Annotated in this window: 11 protein-coding genes; 6 read left to right on the forward strand and 5 right to left on the reverse strand. The window is 63.3% G+C overall.

What is annotated here, in order from left to right:
- Positions 1-55 precede the first annotated feature (55 nt).
- The 6 genes from RM192_RS11045 to RM192_RS11070 all read left to right on the forward strand — a co-directional run bounded on the left by RM192_RS11045 (position 56) and on the right by RM192_RS11070 (position 8,117).
- Positions 56-1,714, forward strand: a complete 1,659-nt coding sequence (locus RM192_RS11045) for an MFS transporter (RefSeq protein ID WP_311507598.1) — start codon at positions 56-58, stop codon at positions 1,712-1,714.
- A complete protein-coding gene (locus RM192_RS11050) occupies positions 1,711-2,871 on the forward strand; it encodes an HlyD family secretion protein (protein WP_311507599.1) in 1,161 nt (386 codons plus the stop codon). Before RM192_RS11045 ends, RM192_RS11050 begins: the two co-directional genes overlap by 4 nt.
- The gene (locus tag RM192_RS11055) at positions 2,871-4,289 is read left to right on the forward strand and encodes an efflux transporter outer membrane subunit (protein ID WP_311507600.1); all 1,419 of its coding nucleotides are present in this window, start codon (positions 2,871-2,873) and stop codon (positions 4,287-4,289) included. Before RM192_RS11050 ends, RM192_RS11055 begins: the two co-directional genes overlap by 1 nt.
- A gap of 81 nt (positions 4,290-4,370) precedes the next feature.
- Positions 4,371-4,907: a 2Fe-2S iron-sulfur cluster-binding protein gene (locus RM192_RS11060; RefSeq protein ID WP_311507601.1), complete on the forward strand. Its 537-nt coding sequence runs from the start codon at positions 4,371-4,373 to the stop codon at positions 4,905-4,907.
- Complete coding sequence (locus tag RM192_RS11065) at positions 4,904-5,875, forward strand: xanthine dehydrogenase family protein subunit M (RefSeq protein WP_311507603.1); 972 nt, start codon at positions 4,904-4,906, stop codon at positions 5,873-5,875. Before RM192_RS11060 ends, RM192_RS11065 begins: the two co-directional genes overlap by 4 nt.
- A gap of 4 nt (positions 5,876-5,879) precedes the next feature.
- Positions 5,880-8,117, forward strand: a complete 2,238-nt coding sequence (locus tag RM192_RS11070) for a xanthine dehydrogenase family protein molybdopterin-binding subunit (protein ID WP_311507605.1) — start codon at positions 5,880-5,882, stop codon at positions 8,115-8,117.
- Between the two features lie 177 nt (positions 8,118-8,294).
- Here the strand turns inward: RM192_RS11070 and RM192_RS11075 are convergent, their stop codons facing one another.
- Genes RM192_RS11075 through RM192_RS11095 form a run of 5 tightly spaced genes read right to left on the reverse strand, consistent with a single transcriptional unit; the run spans position 8,295 to position 13,572 of the window.
- The gene (locus RM192_RS11075) at positions 8,295-9,758 is read right to left on the reverse strand and encodes an aldehyde dehydrogenase family protein (RefSeq protein WP_311507606.1); all 1,464 of its coding nucleotides are present in this window, start codon (positions 9,756-9,758) and stop codon (positions 8,295-8,297) included.
- A gap of 41 nt (positions 9,759-9,799) precedes the next feature.
- A complete protein-coding gene (locus RM192_RS11080; RefSeq protein WP_311507607.1) occupies positions 9,800-11,404 on the reverse strand; it encodes a GMC family oxidoreductase N-terminal domain-containing protein in 1,605 nt (534 codons plus the stop codon).
- Position 11,405: 1 nt separating this feature from the next.
- Positions 11,406-12,362: an SDR family oxidoreductase gene (locus RM192_RS11085; protein ID WP_311507609.1), complete on the reverse strand. Its 957-nt coding sequence runs from the start codon at positions 12,360-12,362 to the stop codon at positions 11,406-11,408.
- On the reverse strand, positions 12,359-13,048 hold the full coding sequence (locus RM192_RS11090) for a nuclear transport factor 2 family protein (protein WP_311507610.1): 690 nt from the start codon (positions 13,046-13,048) through the stop codon (positions 12,359-12,361). The genes RM192_RS11085 and RM192_RS11090 overlap by 4 nt, the downstream gene beginning before the upstream one ends.
- Entirely contained in the window at positions 13,045-13,572 is a 528-nt protein-coding gene (locus RM192_RS11095) for a 2,4'-dihydroxyacetophenone dioxygenase family protein (RefSeq protein WP_311507611.1), read from the reverse strand. The genes RM192_RS11090 and RM192_RS11095 overlap by 4 nt, the downstream gene beginning before the upstream one ends.
- Between the last annotated feature and the right edge of the window lie 400 nt (positions 13,573-13,972).

The following is a 13,972-nucleotide window of genomic DNA, read 5'->3' on the forward strand; positions in this document are numbered from 1 at the left end:
AAAACGATTGTGGAAACGCGGCAGCAATAGTGCCGATCAGGGGTAACGGCGGTCCATGGCAGGAGCAGTGCACCGGATTCGGCACTTTCTCAGCGAGGAAGAGTGGGCGTTTGCCCCCCATGAAACTCCGGCCCTGCCCGGATCACCGGGATCGCCCGATCATCCCATACAAAGGCGAGTGGCCTATGGCACGATTTCCGTGCTGCTGGGGCTTACCGGTGGGCTGGGCAACGCGCTGGTTGCGGCGAACACAGCGACGCTTCAGGGCGCGCTCGGGCTTGATCCTGCACAGATCGCCTGGCTGCCGACCGTTTACGTGATGACCAACATCAGCATCAACCTGCTGCTGATCAAATTCCGCCAGCAATTCGGCCTGCGCCCTTTCACGCTCATTTTCCTGTTCATCTACGCGGTACTGACTTTCGCGCACTTGTTTGTGCTCGACTTCACCTCGGCCATATTCGTGCGGGCGGCGAGCGGCATGGCAGGCGCGGCACTGACCACTCTGGGGCTGTATTACATGATGCAGGCGCTGCCCGCATCATGGCGGCTGAAAGCACTTGTGATCGGGCTGGGCATTCCGCAATGCGCAACGCCGTTGGCAAGGCTGTTCTCGCCCGAACTGCTGGCGATGTCGCAATGGCGCACGCTCTATCTGTTCGAACTAGGTCTGGCGCTGCTGTCACTGGCATCGGTGGCGTGGCTGCGTCTGCCACCGACGATCCGCCAAAAGGCGTTCGAACCGCTCGATTTTGTGACCTTTACACTGTTTGCCGTGTCGATGGCGCTGATCTCCGCCGTTCTGGGACTTGGGCGGATCGTGTGGTGGACAAATGCGCCTTGGATCGGCTGGGCGCTGGTGACGGCGATTCCGCTGCTGGCGGCCGCGCTGATCATCGAACATGGGCGGAGCAATCCGCTGATCAACACGCGCTGGTTGGCCAGCACCGACATCCTGCGCTTTGCCGTGGTGACGATCATGGCGCGCATCGTGCTGTCGGAGCAAAACACGGCGGCGGTGGGCATGTTGACGCTGTTTGGGCAGAACAACGACCAGTTGGGCACATTTTTCGCCATCATTTTCGTCGCGTCTGTGGCTGGCGTGCTGGTCAGCGCGATCACGCTCGACCTGACCAGACTGACCCAGCCGGTGATACTGGCAATCGGTCTGGTGGCCGTGGCCGCGTGGTTGGATTCCAGCTCGACCAGCCTGACACGGGCACCGCAGCTTTACTTCACGCAGGCGCTAATCGCGTTTTCGGCAACGCTGTTCTTCGGTCCGGCGCTGCTGTTCGGGATGAGCCGGGCGCTAAGCCAAGGGTCCGGCCATGTGATCAGCTTCCTGGCTCTGTTCGGGATCGTAAATTCGCTGGGCGGGCTTGGCGGGGCGGCGCTGCTCGGCAGCTACCAGCAGATGCGAGAGAGGGCACACAGTGTGGAACTGGTTCAGACCATCGACCCGACCGATCCAATCGTGGCGCAGCGCATCCAGCTTGGCGCGAGCGCGGTTTCGCGCACGGTAGGCGACCCCGCGCTAAGGCAGGCCGAGGGCGGCGCGCTTCTGGCGCAAGCGACCAGCCGCGAGGCCAATGTGCTGGCTTATAACGACGTGTTTCAGCTGATCGCGGTGCTGGCCGCCGGCACGTTCAGCTATCTTCTGTTCCTTTTGATCAGGCGGCGCCTTCGTGAGCGCCGGATGGAGTCCTCCGCATGACCGAAGTCCGCAACCCTGTTGATCCGGTTCCGGTAACGGACGAGCGGCTGGACGAGCTTGAGGAGGCAGCGCCCGAACCGGCGCCCGCTGCGCCTGCGGGATCGGGCTGGCAGCCCAAACGGGAGAACCGCAAAGTCTTGATCGCAATCGTGATCGTTGCCGTCGCCGGGATATTGGCGATCCTTGCTGCGTGGCGGTTGCCACCCTTTTCCACTGCGGCGGTTTCGACTGACAACGCCTTTGTCCGCGGGCGGACGACCGTGATCAGCCCACAGCTTTCCGGCTATGTCATGCAAGTCTATGTGCGCGATTTCGACATGGTGAAAGCGGGCGATCCGCTGGTTCGCATCGACGACCGCATCTTTCGTCAGCGGGTGGCACAAGCCGATGCGCAAGTGGCAACGCAACAGGCGACACTGGCCAACGCCGATCAGGCAGCGCGCAGCCGTGCCGCCAGCCTCTCGGCGCAGGATGCCGCCATGGCCGGTGCCGAAGCCCAGTTGCTCAGGGCGCACGCGGACATGGCGCGCGTGAATGACCTGATTACTGACGGTTCTGTTTCCTTGCGCGAACGTGACCAGACGCTCGCGGCTCTGCGACAGGCACAGGCAGCAGTCATGCAGGCCCGCGCCGCGCGCGAAATTGCACGGCAGGACATCCGCACGGTGGAAGTCGGGCGCGGCGGGCAAAAGGCAGGCGTTTCAGGAGCATCGGCAGCGCTCGAACTTTCGCGTATCGATCTGGCCAACACTGTGATCCGCGCGCCAGAGGCAGGACGGCTGAGCGAGGTTGGTGTACGCATCGGCCAATACGTTACCGCTGGATCGCAATTGCTGTTCCTGGTTCCGCCCGAGACGTGGGTGATCGCCAATTTCAAGGAAGCCCAAACCGCGCGCATTCGGGTGGGCCAGCCTGCCACCTTTACCGTCGACGGGCTTGGCGGTGCGCGGCTGACGGGCCGGGTCGAACAGATTTCCCCTGCAGCGGGATCGGAATTCGCGGTGCTGAAATCGGATAATGCCACGGGGAACTTCACCAAGGTGCCGCAGCGGATTGCCGTTCGAATACGGATCGACAAAGGACAGGATCTGAGCGCGCGGTTGCGGCCGGGAATGTCCGTCCAGGCGCGGGTGGATACATCGGGAGCGGGCAATTGATGCGAGGGTTGGCCTTTGCGGTCTTGCTGGGCGCAGCGGCACTGGCTGGCTGCGCCGGACCCCGCCCTGCCCCGCCCGCCAGCGCTTCGGTTACGGCGCCGGCGGGTTGGCGCACGGACATGGCCGGTCCTCGCCAGGCAATTGGCGCGGAATGGTGGAACGGGTTTGGCGATCCCGTGCTGGGCGAGCTTGAAGCGCGAGCATTGGTCGGAAATCCCGACCTTGCGCTGGCCGCCTCGCGGATTGACGAGGCGCGGGCCCAATTCGCACTCGCACGTGCCCAACTCAACCCACAAGTCGGCGGCAGTATAGGGGCATCGGGCGGGCAGTCGCTGAGCCCATTTGGTACAGCAGCAGAGGCGGTTAGCGCACAGCCAGGACTGTCGATCAGCTACGACCTCGACCTGTTCGGGCGATTGCGGCTGGCGAGCCAGGCGGCGCAAGCACAATTGCTCGGCAGCGAAGGCGCGCGCGATACGGTGCGGCTGGCGCTCGTCAGCAGCGTGGCGGGCGGGTACGTCACCCTGCGCGGGCTGGACCAGCGGCTGGCGATTGCGCAGGCGACCGCGACTGGGCGCGCCGAAGCGCTGCGGATCGCGCGGCGGCGGGCTGAAACGGGCTATACTTCATCGCTTGAACTTCATCAGGCCGAGGCAGAATTTGCAGCGACGCAGCAGTTGATCGCGCAAGCACAACTGGCAATAGCGCGGCAGGAGAACGCGTTGTCTTTGCTGCTGGGCGAGAAACCTGCAGCAATCGCGCGAGGCATCCCCATCGACCGCTTGACCGCTCCATCCCTGCCCGATGGCATGCCTGCCGATGTGCTTCGGCGCCGGCCCGACATATTTCAGGCCGAGCAGACGCTTGTGGCGGCGGACCGTTCTCTCGATTCCGCGCGCGCGGCCTTCCTGCCCGATCTAACGCTGACCGGAACTGCAGGCGTCGTCCTCACGACCGCGCTGTCCAGTCCTGTCGGCGTATTCGCGCTGGGAGGAAGCATTCTGGCGCCGATCTTCAGCGGGGGCAGGCTGGAAGCGCAGCAGGGCCTTGCCGCCGCGCGCCGCGATCAGGCGGCGTTTGCCTATCGCAAAGCGGCGCTTGCAGCGTTCCGCGAAGTTGAGGATGGGCTTGCCGGGGTGAACCGGACAGGACAACAGCAGGAGGCGCTCGAAGTGCAACGCAAGGCGCTGGCGGCAGGGCTGAACAACGCCACGAACCGCTACCGCGCCGGCTATTCGCCTTATCTCGAACAACTTGACGCCCAACGCGGGTTGCTGAGTGCTGAACTAGCGCTGGTTCAGGCGCGGACGGACCATTTGCTGGCGTTCGTATCGCTCTATCAGGCGCTTGGCGGCGGATGGAGCAAGGCAGACCTGTGCCGAAGCCAGCCCGGCGAATGCGGTTCGCCAGACCTGTAGAGAAATCCCCAGTGCCGTGGATCAATGCGGCGCTTCGGTCGTTCGTTGGGGGAAATCCCACAACAAGGTGCGCCAAGCAACATGGCAACGGTTCAATCATTCGCCTGCGTGAACGGCAGGAACGAAGCCCTCCCGCAAGACCCTCGCCGCACGTTGCTCGACTGGCTGCGCGAAGATCTGAATCTCACCGGATCAAAGAAGGGCTGTGATCATGGTCAGTGCGGTGCATGCACAGTGCTGGTCGAGGGGCGGCGGATCAACTCGTGCCTTTCGCTCGCGCAATTGCACGAGGGTGACACCATCGAAACGATCGAGTCTATCGGCAGCGCCACCGACCTGTCGGCGCTGCAGAAAGCGTTCGTCACGCATGACGGGTTCCAGTGCGGCTATTGCACGCCGGGCCAGATTTGTTCGGCCAAGGCCATGATGCAGGAACTGGCAGACGGCTGGGCCAGCACAGTAACAGAAGATATCGCTGCGCCGCCGCCGATCACGCGTGAGGAACTGCGCGAGCGGATGAGTGGAAATCTCTGCCGCTGCGGCGCCTATTCGAACATTATCGCCGCGATTGAAGAGGTGATGGCGGCCGACCCGGTTGCAGGGAGGGTTTCAGCATGAAGCCGTTCACGCTCGATCATGCGCAGTCTGCATCTGAAGCGGTCACGGGGCTTGCAGCAGGTGCCACCGCCATTGCCGGTGGTACCAATCTGGTTGACCTGTTGAAGCTGCAGATCGCCACGCCGGATCGGCTGTTGTCAGTCCGCCGCACTGGACTTGATGCCATTGCCGCCGATGGCGACGGCCTGCGTATTGGCGCGTTGGTGACCAACGCCGACTGTGCTGCCGACGCGCGGGTGCGCCAGTCTTGGCCGCTCCTCGCCAAGGCGATCCTGGCAGGTGCAAGCCCGCAATTGCGCAATCGCGCAACGACCGGCGGCAACTTGTGCCAGCGCACGCGCTGCGGATATTTTTACGATACCACTCAAGCCTGCAACAAGCGCGAGCCAGGCAGTGGCTGTAGCGCAAAGGACGGCTTCAATCGCATTCACGCGGTTCTGGGCACGAGCGATGCCTGCATCGCTACGTATCCCGGCGACATGGCGGTGGCGATGCTGGCACTGGACGCGGTTGTGCATACCGAGGGACCACGCGGCGGCCGTGAAATTGCAGTGGGCGAGTTCCACCTCCAACCGGGCGATGATCCCTCGCGCGACAATGTGTTGGAGGCGGGCGAACTGATTACCGCTGTCACGCTTCCCGCCCCCACCGGCGGCGTACAAGTCTATCGCAAAGTTCGTGACCGCGCGTCCTATGCATTCGCGCTGGTGTCGGTTGCTGCCGACGTTTGCATGGAAAATGGCCGGATAGTCCGTTGCACCTTGGCTTTTGGCAGCCTCGGCACGGTGCCATGGCGTGACCCGGCAGTGGAGGCAGTATTGGTGGGCGAAGCGCCATCCCCTGCTCTGTTCGACAAGGCCGCCGATGTGCTGCTGCGCGATGCACGCGGGTTCGGAGCGAACGATTTCAAGATCGCGCTGGCTCGCCGTGCGCTCGCCGCCACTCTCAACGACGCGACGAAGGGCTGATTCGATGCAACTTCCCCTGGCAGACATGTATAACAAGCCCGACGACCGCAATTTGCTGGATCACATGAAGCAGGGCGTGATCGGCAAGCCGTTCGACCGCCCCGAAGGACCTCTGAAAGTCAGCGGAACCGCTACATATGCGGCGGAATGGAAACTGCCTGATTGCGCTGAGGGCGTGCTGGTTCTGGCTACCATTGCGCAAGGCACGGTCAAGGCTATCGACCGGCAAGCTGTGCTGGCGATGCCGGGGGTGATTACGGTTCTGGCTGACGAGGCCATGCTCCGCCGACCGGCCCAAGGCACTGCAGGAAAAGCGCCCGCGCAAGGTGCCGAGACGGTCGAGTACTTCGCCCAGCCCGTCGCACTGGTCGTCGCCGACACTTTCGAGCAGGCCCGCGACGCGGCCTTGGCACTGCACGTGGACTATGAATTGGCGAGCGCCCCCGTGCCCTTCGATCCTGATAGCCCCGATGCGGAAGTGGAAACGCCATCGGACAGCAAGCCGGTCAAAGGCGGTGATCTGGACCGGGCGATGCGCGAAGCAGCGTTCAGCGTGGACGTGGAATACGACACGCCCGGCCATGCCAGCGCGGCGATGGAGCCCCATGCGACTATCGCAGAATGGCAGGACGACCACCTGATCCTGCGCGGCAGCTACCAAATGCTCGGCTACAACGTGAAGGAGATCGCGGACAGTCTTGGCATTTCGCCCAAGAAAGTGCGGATACTTTCGCCTTACGTCGGCGGCGGTTTTGGATCGAAGCTGGGGATCACGCACGAAGCCGTGGCTGCGGCAATCGCGGCAAAGGAACTGGGCCGTCCGGTCCGCGTCGTGATGTCCCGCCAGCAGGTTTTCCAGACGGTGATACGCCGCTCTGAAACCCGGCAGCGAGTGCGATTGGCTTGCGATGCTGTTGGAACGCTGATTGGCCTTGGCCACGAAGCCCACGTCTCCAATCTGCCGGAAGAGGATTTTGCCGAGCCGGTGACGCAGGCCACCGAGTTTCTTTATGGCGGTGAAAACCGGCTACTTTCGGTGGAAGTTGCGCGGATCAGCCGGATGACGGCTGGATCGGTGCGTGCGCCGGGCGAAGCTGTGGGCATGCAGGTGCTCGAAGCGGCGATGGACGAACTGGCGGAGAAAATAGGCATCGACCCGATTGACTTGCGCAAACGCAACCTGCCCGCCGAAGTGCCGGTTGAGGGCACGCCTTATTCCTCGCGGATGCTGACCGAAGCGCTGGAAACAGGCGCCGAGGCTTTCGGCTGGGACAAGCGCAAGGCCAAGCCGTGCCAGACGCGTGAAGGCGAATGGTGGATCGGCATGGGGGTCGCCAGTGCTGCGCGCGTGAACATGCTCGTGCCTGCCAAGGCGCGGGTAACGCTCAAGGCCGACGGCACGGCGCTGGTCGAGACCGACCAGACGGATATCGGAACGGGATCTTACGCCATTCTCGGCCAGATTGCCGCGGAAATGCTCGGGCTACCGATTGAGCGAGTGACAGTGAAACTTGGTGATACCGACTTCCCGACAGGTGCGGGATCTGGCGGTAGTTTCGGCGCGATCTCGACCGGATCGGCGGTGATGCGGGCCTGTGAGGCTATCCGCGCGAAGCTCGCCAAGGTGCTGGGCTGCCACGAGGACGCGCTGGAACTGAAGGATGGTGTTGCGACGGACGGCGCAGACACCTGCCCGCTGGAGCGATTGCTGGCCGGCAAGGACATTGCCAAAGTCGGCTCGATCAAGCCGGGCAAAACGATGAAAGACTTCGCGCAGGCAAGTTACGGCGCGTTTTTCGCTGAAGTGGCCGTCCATGCCTTCACCGGCGAAACGCGCGTGCGGCGGATGACGGGCGTGTTCGGGTTTGGCCGGGTTCTCAACAACAAAACCGCGCGGTCGCAGTGCCTTGGCGGCATGGTCTGGGGCATCGGCAGCGCGCTGACCGAGGAACTGGCGTTCGATTTGCGCGACGGTCACCTCATCAATCACGATCTTGCGGAATATCACGTGCCCGCTCACGCCGACGTCCCCGCGCTCGAAGTGATCCTGCTGGAACAGGAACGCGATGCGGCGGCCAGCCCGCTTCAGGCCAAGGGGGTGGGCGAACTGGGCATTTGCGGCGCGGCTGGGGCCATCGCAAACGCGGTCTACAACGCCTGCGGGGCGCGCCTGCGCTCATTCCCTCTGACCCTCGACAAAGTGATGCCGCACCTGCCTGATCCTTTTGCGACCGCTGCCTGAAACTCCTGATCTTGCCCGTTCATTCCTTTGGGCGGGGCATGGTCACGGCTCGGACAGATCTGCGTGGGCGGTGTCCAAGGCATGTTGCAGGGCGGTTAGCTTGCGTACGTCATGCTCGGCTCTGAGCGCGGGCACATCCGGCGTTCGCGGTGGCGGGTGGCGAGGCGCGATTTGCGCTCAGAGCATGAGCGACTTCATTTCCGTGTAGCCTGCCAGCCCTTCGCGCCCGCCTTCACGGCCCAGCCCGGACTTCTTGAACCCGCCGAAAGGCAAGGCCGTGTCGAAGCGGAAGGCATTGTGCGAGATGGTCCCGGCGCGCATGCCGCGCATCGTGCGCATGGCCGCATCGGCATCGTCGGTGAACACTGCACCATAAAGGCCGAAGTCGGAAGCGTTGGCGATGGCGACGGCGTCGTCGATGCCTTCGTGGGTCAGCACGGCCAGCACAGGACCGAACACTTCTTCGCGCGCAATCCGCATCGCCGGGTCCACATCGGCAAACAATGTCGGTTCGAAATAGAACCCACGATCGAGGTGTTTTGGCCTTCCGCCACCCGTCACCAGCCGCGCCCCTTCGGCACGGGCGATGGCGACGTATTCCTCCACGCGGTCGCGCTGCCGCCCGATGGCCAGCGGTCCCATCTGCGTGGCCGGATCGCGCGGGGCACCAACCGTGATTGCGCGCATAGCGGCTTCTACCGCCGCCACGAAATCATCTTTGCGCGCGGCAGGTACGATTGCGCGGCTCAAGGTCGCGCAAATCTGGCCTGCCGACATCGTAATCGTCTGCGCGAGCGTGCGCGCGGCGCTTTCGATGTCGAAATCGTCGAGCACGATGGCGGCTGATTTCCCGCCCAGTTCAAGCGTGCACCGCGCTATGCGCGACCCGCAGACCGAAGCAATTCGCCCACCTGCGCCTACCGACCCGGTGAAGCTGACTTTGTCCACGCCTGCATTGCGTACGAGATAGTCGGACACGTCACGATGCGCCGTAACCAGGTTGATCACACCAGGCGGCAGGCCCGCGGCTTCCGCGGCTTCTGCAATGATATAGGCTTCGATCGGTGTTTCAGGCGCGGGCTTCATCACCACTGTGCACCCTGCCAGCAAGGCGGGCGCAATCTTTCCGGTCATGATCCCGTAAGGGTTGTTCCACGGCGCAATGGCCGCCACCACGCCTACCGGATCGCGCAGGACCACGCCTCGGCCAGGACCATCGAGCAGAGCGCGCTCTTCCTGCCATGGGAAGGTTTCGGCCATGTCTGCATAGACGCCGAACCACGCGGTGCCCCCGCCGATTACGAACGGCGCAACCGCCGCCAGCGCGCCGATCTGTTCGACCCAGGCATCGGCCAGATCAGGTTCGCGGCGTTGCAGTTCCACCTGCATCCGGCGTAAATAGCCCGCGCGTTCCGCGGGCGTGATGCGCGTCCATGGGCCATGGTCAAATGCCGCACGAGCAGCCGCAACCGCTGCGTCTACATCCGCCTCCGCCGCTTCCGCAACGCTTGCGACAACCACTTCTGCCGAAGCGGAGATCACGTCAATCGTCCGGCCAGACGATGCTTCGACCCACTGACCGCCGATGAACAGCCGGTCGGGGTGGCGAAGGTGCGGTGTGCGGATCATATCGAAGCTCATGGGGTACTCCAGTACTCCCCTGCGGGGAGCGGGTTTAGCTATTACAAGGCAATGGCGCGCAGCAGGTGATCGCTGGCCTTTTCGCCGATCATTATCACGGTGGCGTTTGTGTTGCCGATGGGCAGCGAAGGCATGACCGAGGCATCGACCACCCACAACCGATCGACGCCGCGCACCCGCAGTTCCGGATCGACCACCGAGGTGGCATCCGATCCCATCCGGCAAGTTCCGACAGGATGATAGAGCGGGACCGCCGCCTGTCGCACGAACGCGCGCAGGGCCGTTCCGGTAACCTCCGGGCCGGGGCGCAGTTCGGCCTCGATCGATGCGGCAATCGGCGCCTGGGCCAGAATCTCGCGCCCGATCTCGATAGCGCGGGCAAGGCGCTCGACGTCCTCTTCAGCCGCCAGCAACCGGTGCTTGATAATCGGCGGATCTTCTGGCCGGGCAGACCGCAAGGTGATGCGCCCGCGTGCCTTGGGTCGGCCAACGCTGACGGTGACGCTGACCGCAGGCCGATCGAGCAGGATGGCGCGACCTTGCGCGCTGAATTCAAAGGCAAAAGCCGTAAGCGAAATCTGGACGTCGGGAATGCCTTCAGCCGCTGACGAGTGGGCGAACGCCTGTGCATGGCACATTGAAGAGGTGATCGCCCCGCGCCGCCGGAACACGAAGTCTAGGCCCTGCCCCACGGCAGCCAACCCGCGAATATCGCTGTTGATCGAGCGCGTATGGGTTGCGGCAATCAGGTGGGTGCCGACGTGCTCCTGCAAGTTGCTGCCCACTTCAGGGCTGTCTGCCACGCACGCAATGCCATGGCGCTGCAGTTCGTCCGCCGGGCCGATTCCGGAGAGCATGAGCAGGCGCGGCGTGTTCAGAGTGCCTGCGGACAGCACCACGCCCTTGCGTGCGCGCAGAGTTTTTTCGGTCCCGTGACGCCGTATTACGATGCCGGTGGCGCGGCCCTGCTCGATCACAACGCGCAAGACCTCTGTTTCGGTCATCACGCGAAGGGTGGACCGGCTGAGCTTGCCGCGCAAATAGCCGCGCGCGGCGCTGCAGCGCAGTCCGCCGCTTTGCGTGGCTTGCGAATAGTCGGTGCCTTCGCCCGACTTCTCGCCATTGTGATCACGGTTGCGCGGAATGCCAAATGCCGCAGCTGCATCGATAAACTGGCCGATCACCGGATAGCTGACGCGGTTGTCGCTTACCGCAATCGGTCCGGAATCGCCGCGCCATGTGTCGCCGCCCCGGCTGTTGGTTTCCATCCGCCGGAAATAGGGCAAAACGTCGTCATAGGCCCAGCCGGTTGCGCCCAGTTCGGCCCAGCGATCGTAATCGCGCCGGTGCCCGCGCACGTAGATCATGCCGTTTATGGCGCTGCCACCGCCCAGCCGCCGGGCAGCGGGCCAGATGTCCTGCCGACCGCCGATGGTGTCATCGGGTTCGGCGGTGATCCCCCGGTCGTAATCCGGGTTGTTGACCACTGCGACGGTCAACGCGGGCACCATCGTGCGCAGATCGGTGTCGGGCTTGCCCGCTTCGACCAGCAGCGTATCGACGCCTGCATCAGCGAGGCGCCCGGCCAGCGCGCAGCCGGCCGAACCGCCACCGACGATGATGATGTCTGCATCGAAGCGGGTCATGTCAGCGCCCCGTCCGCTCTGCCAGAAGCGCCCCTTCCGCGACGAGCGCGCGCAGATCGTCCTGACGGCTCAGAGCAAAATCGCGGAATGATTGTGCTGCCGTTCCTGTCAAGAGTTCGACATCGCGGGACTGGATATCGAACCAGCCATCGTGGATGCCGACTTCCATCGACACGATATCATCGCTCGACCACGGAATCGCATCGACGCTGTGATCAGGAACTGCCTCGCGCGGGACGCCCATCGCATCGAAAAAGGCGTAACGTTCCTCGGGCGTCACATCGACCCAGCGGATCGGGAAGTTCGCAACTTCGGCAATGATCTGCGAAATGGCACGGTAGGTCAGGCATTCCGGCCCGGTGATGTTGAACGTGCGGTTGGCGGTATCGGGCGCGAGCAGCGCAAACGCGGCGCTGCGTATGCAATCGTCGCGGGTGACCACGGGCATCCGGCCTTCGCCTGTTGCGCCTTGCCACACCCCGGTGCGCAAGGGCACGCGCGGTGCCGCCTCGACCAGGGCATCGGCATATTGCGCGTTGCGCAGCGATGTCCACACCAACCCCGACTGGCGCAGCACCGCTTCGGTGCCGCGGTGATCGACCACAGCGAGCGACGGATTATTTGGCTCCTTGCCGATGTACGAGGTGTAGACCACATGGCCCACGCCCGCTTCGCGTGCCGCATCGATGGCGCGGGTGTGCTGCGGGATACGGAAACCGACTTTCAGCGCGCTGATCATCAACATCCGGTCTGCGCCGCACAGGCCATTGGTCATGCTGCCGTAATCATCGAAATCGGCCCGCTGAACCACCGCCCCCGCAGCGGCAAACGAGGCCAGCTTGTCGGGATTCCGGCTAAGCAGGATCAAGTCGCTGGCGGGTATGCCTTGTGCGAGCAGGTGGTGGACTACGCCCTGACCGAAAGGACCCGACGCGCCGGTGATAGCATAACGGGTCATCGTGCGCTCTCCACGGGATTGGAGGCAGGCACGCGCAGGGCATAGCCCTTGACCGGGTGTGTGAAGTGCCAGGGTGCAAACTGGCGGCCCAGACCCGGATCGTCGGGCAGGCTCGGCTGATCGGGCGGAAAGGCTTCGCTTGGCGGGGCGGAATGAAACCAGATCTTTTCACGCGGGAGCAGCGTGTAGTAGGTCATCGCAACGCCCAGCCCCTTGATCTTCCACACGCCGCTTTCGCGGACATATTCGTTTTCATAGATGGCCTCGGCCAGCAGGAAGAACTCGGTCGTGGGCGGTGAATTGCCCTGCACTTGTGCGCGGGCGCGTGATCGCGCGGTCATACCATCGGCTGCAACGGTGACCAGCGGCTGCATCTGAACGTGGTTGATCACCTCATCGCGCAGCAGTCCCCAGCGGCCGTCGCCCAGCACATCGAGCAGGAACGAATGGATGCGGGCCTTCCCGAAATAGCGCCCGCGCTGGCCGATCTCCATCCAGGGTTCATCTTCGCAGAACAGATCGACCATTTCATCGAACATGCGATTGTCTATGAAATAGCCATAGGCATATTGCAGTCGCTCGATGGCCTCCCGATCTTCCTGGTGAGCGATGGCCGCAGACAATTGCGCGATGCGTTCATCCTGCGCGGCAAGCCGGCGCTCCAGCGCGTCGATGCGGTCGGTCATTGTGCCGCCTCCTGCCCGGTAAGCAACGGACGGTAGGCCATGCGCCCACCCAGCGGCAGCGCAGCCGGAACCGGATCGCCCTGTTCCTGCAGCCGCTGCGCATATTCGTCGATCACGCTGTCTGCGTCGGTGATGCCGAGGATGGTGCCGGCCTCGTCCAAGTGAATCATGGCACCATAAAGGATGAACAGTATCTCGGTCCAATCGCCCGCATCGTCGGCGATTTTCAGGGTGTGGACCGTGCCCGGCGGTTCGAACAGGTAGGATCCGGCGATATTGGCCGGACTGTCAGGATATTCGAGGTAAGTCCATTTGCCGCTAAAGGTATAGGCGTGGACTTCGCCGGTGTGCTTGTGCGGCACGATCTGCAGCCCTGCGCGGAACCGCATTCGCACCGCATAGCGTCCGCCTTCGACATCGGACATCAGCAGTTTAAGTTCGATCGCCGGGTTGCCGGACCAGTTCTGGGCCCAGGGCAGGTCAAGGCTATCGCTGTGGAAGGATTCACCGCCGGTGATTGTCATGTCAGGTCTTTCCTCGTCCTGTCGGCGCGGAAGGCATCCCAGACATGGGCACCATCTTCATCATTCCGACGGTTGAAGGATAGGGCAGCAAGGCCTTTGCAAAGAATGTGGAAACGACCGATCAGGTGTAAGGATTTAACCTCTCACATGCGCAGCAGGCGGTTACGTCGGCGAAGGCCTTCCCTATTTTGAGGTAGTGAAGAAGTTTGTTTCATCACAATATGTTACACTAAGAACGGCGACCCAGAATTGTCCGGCGGCGATGTCGCAAATGTAAACCTGTCTTTTTCACCCCGCCACTGCACCATGCGCGCGCTCGTCGACGGCGATTGACAGGACCGGGCCGGAATTTGACAAGATGCTGCAAGTCCAAAACGACAATGGCTGGAGAGCATGGCTG

Source organism: Novosphingobium sp. MMS21-SN21R (assembly GCF_031846015.1).
In the GTDB taxonomy this organism is placed as follows: domain Bacteria; phylum Pseudomonadota; class Alphaproteobacteria; order Sphingomonadales; family Sphingomonadaceae; genus Novosphingobium.

Bases quoted from the DNA above. Each gene is read 5' to 3' on its own strand.
- RM192_RS11045 (WP_311507598.1), top strand. From the start codon at position 56: ATGGCAGGAGCAGTGCACCGGATTCGGCACTTTCTCAGCGAGGAAGAG.
- RM192_RS11050 (WP_311507599.1), top strand. From the start codon at position 1,711: ATGACCGAAGTCCGCAACCCTGTTGATCCGGTTCCGGTAACGGACGAG.
- RM192_RS11055 (WP_311507600.1), top strand. From the start codon at position 2,871: ATGCGAGGGTTGGCCTTTGCGGTCTTGCTGGGCGCAGCGGCACTGGCT.
- RM192_RS11060 (WP_311507601.1), top strand. From the start codon at position 4,371: ATGGCAACGGTTCAATCATTCGCCTGCGTGAACGGCAGGAACGAAGCC.
- RM192_RS11065 (WP_311507603.1), top strand. From the start codon at position 4,904: ATGAAGCCGTTCACGCTCGATCATGCGCAGTCTGCATCTGAAGCGGTC.
- RM192_RS11070 (WP_311507605.1), top strand. From the start codon at position 5,880: ATGCAACTTCCCCTGGCAGACATGTATAACAAGCCCGACGACCGCAAT.
- RM192_RS11075 (WP_311507606.1), bottom strand. From the start codon at position 9,758: ATGAGCTTCGATATGATCCGCACACCGCACCTTCGCCACCCCGACCGG.
- RM192_RS11080 (WP_311507607.1), bottom strand. From the start codon at position 11,404: ATGACCCGCTTCGATGCAGACATCATCATCGTCGGTGGCGGTTCGGCC.
- RM192_RS11085 (WP_311507609.1), bottom strand. From the start codon at position 12,362: ATGACCCGTTATGCTATCACCGGCGCGTCGGGTCCTTTCGGTCAGGGC.
- RM192_RS11090 (WP_311507610.1), bottom strand. From the start codon at position 13,048: ATGACCGACCGCATCGACGCGCTGGAGCGCCGGCTTGCCGCGCAGGAT.
- RM192_RS11095 (WP_311507611.1), bottom strand. From the start codon at position 13,572: ATGACAATCACCGGCGGTGAATCCTTCCACAGCGATAGCCTTGACCTG.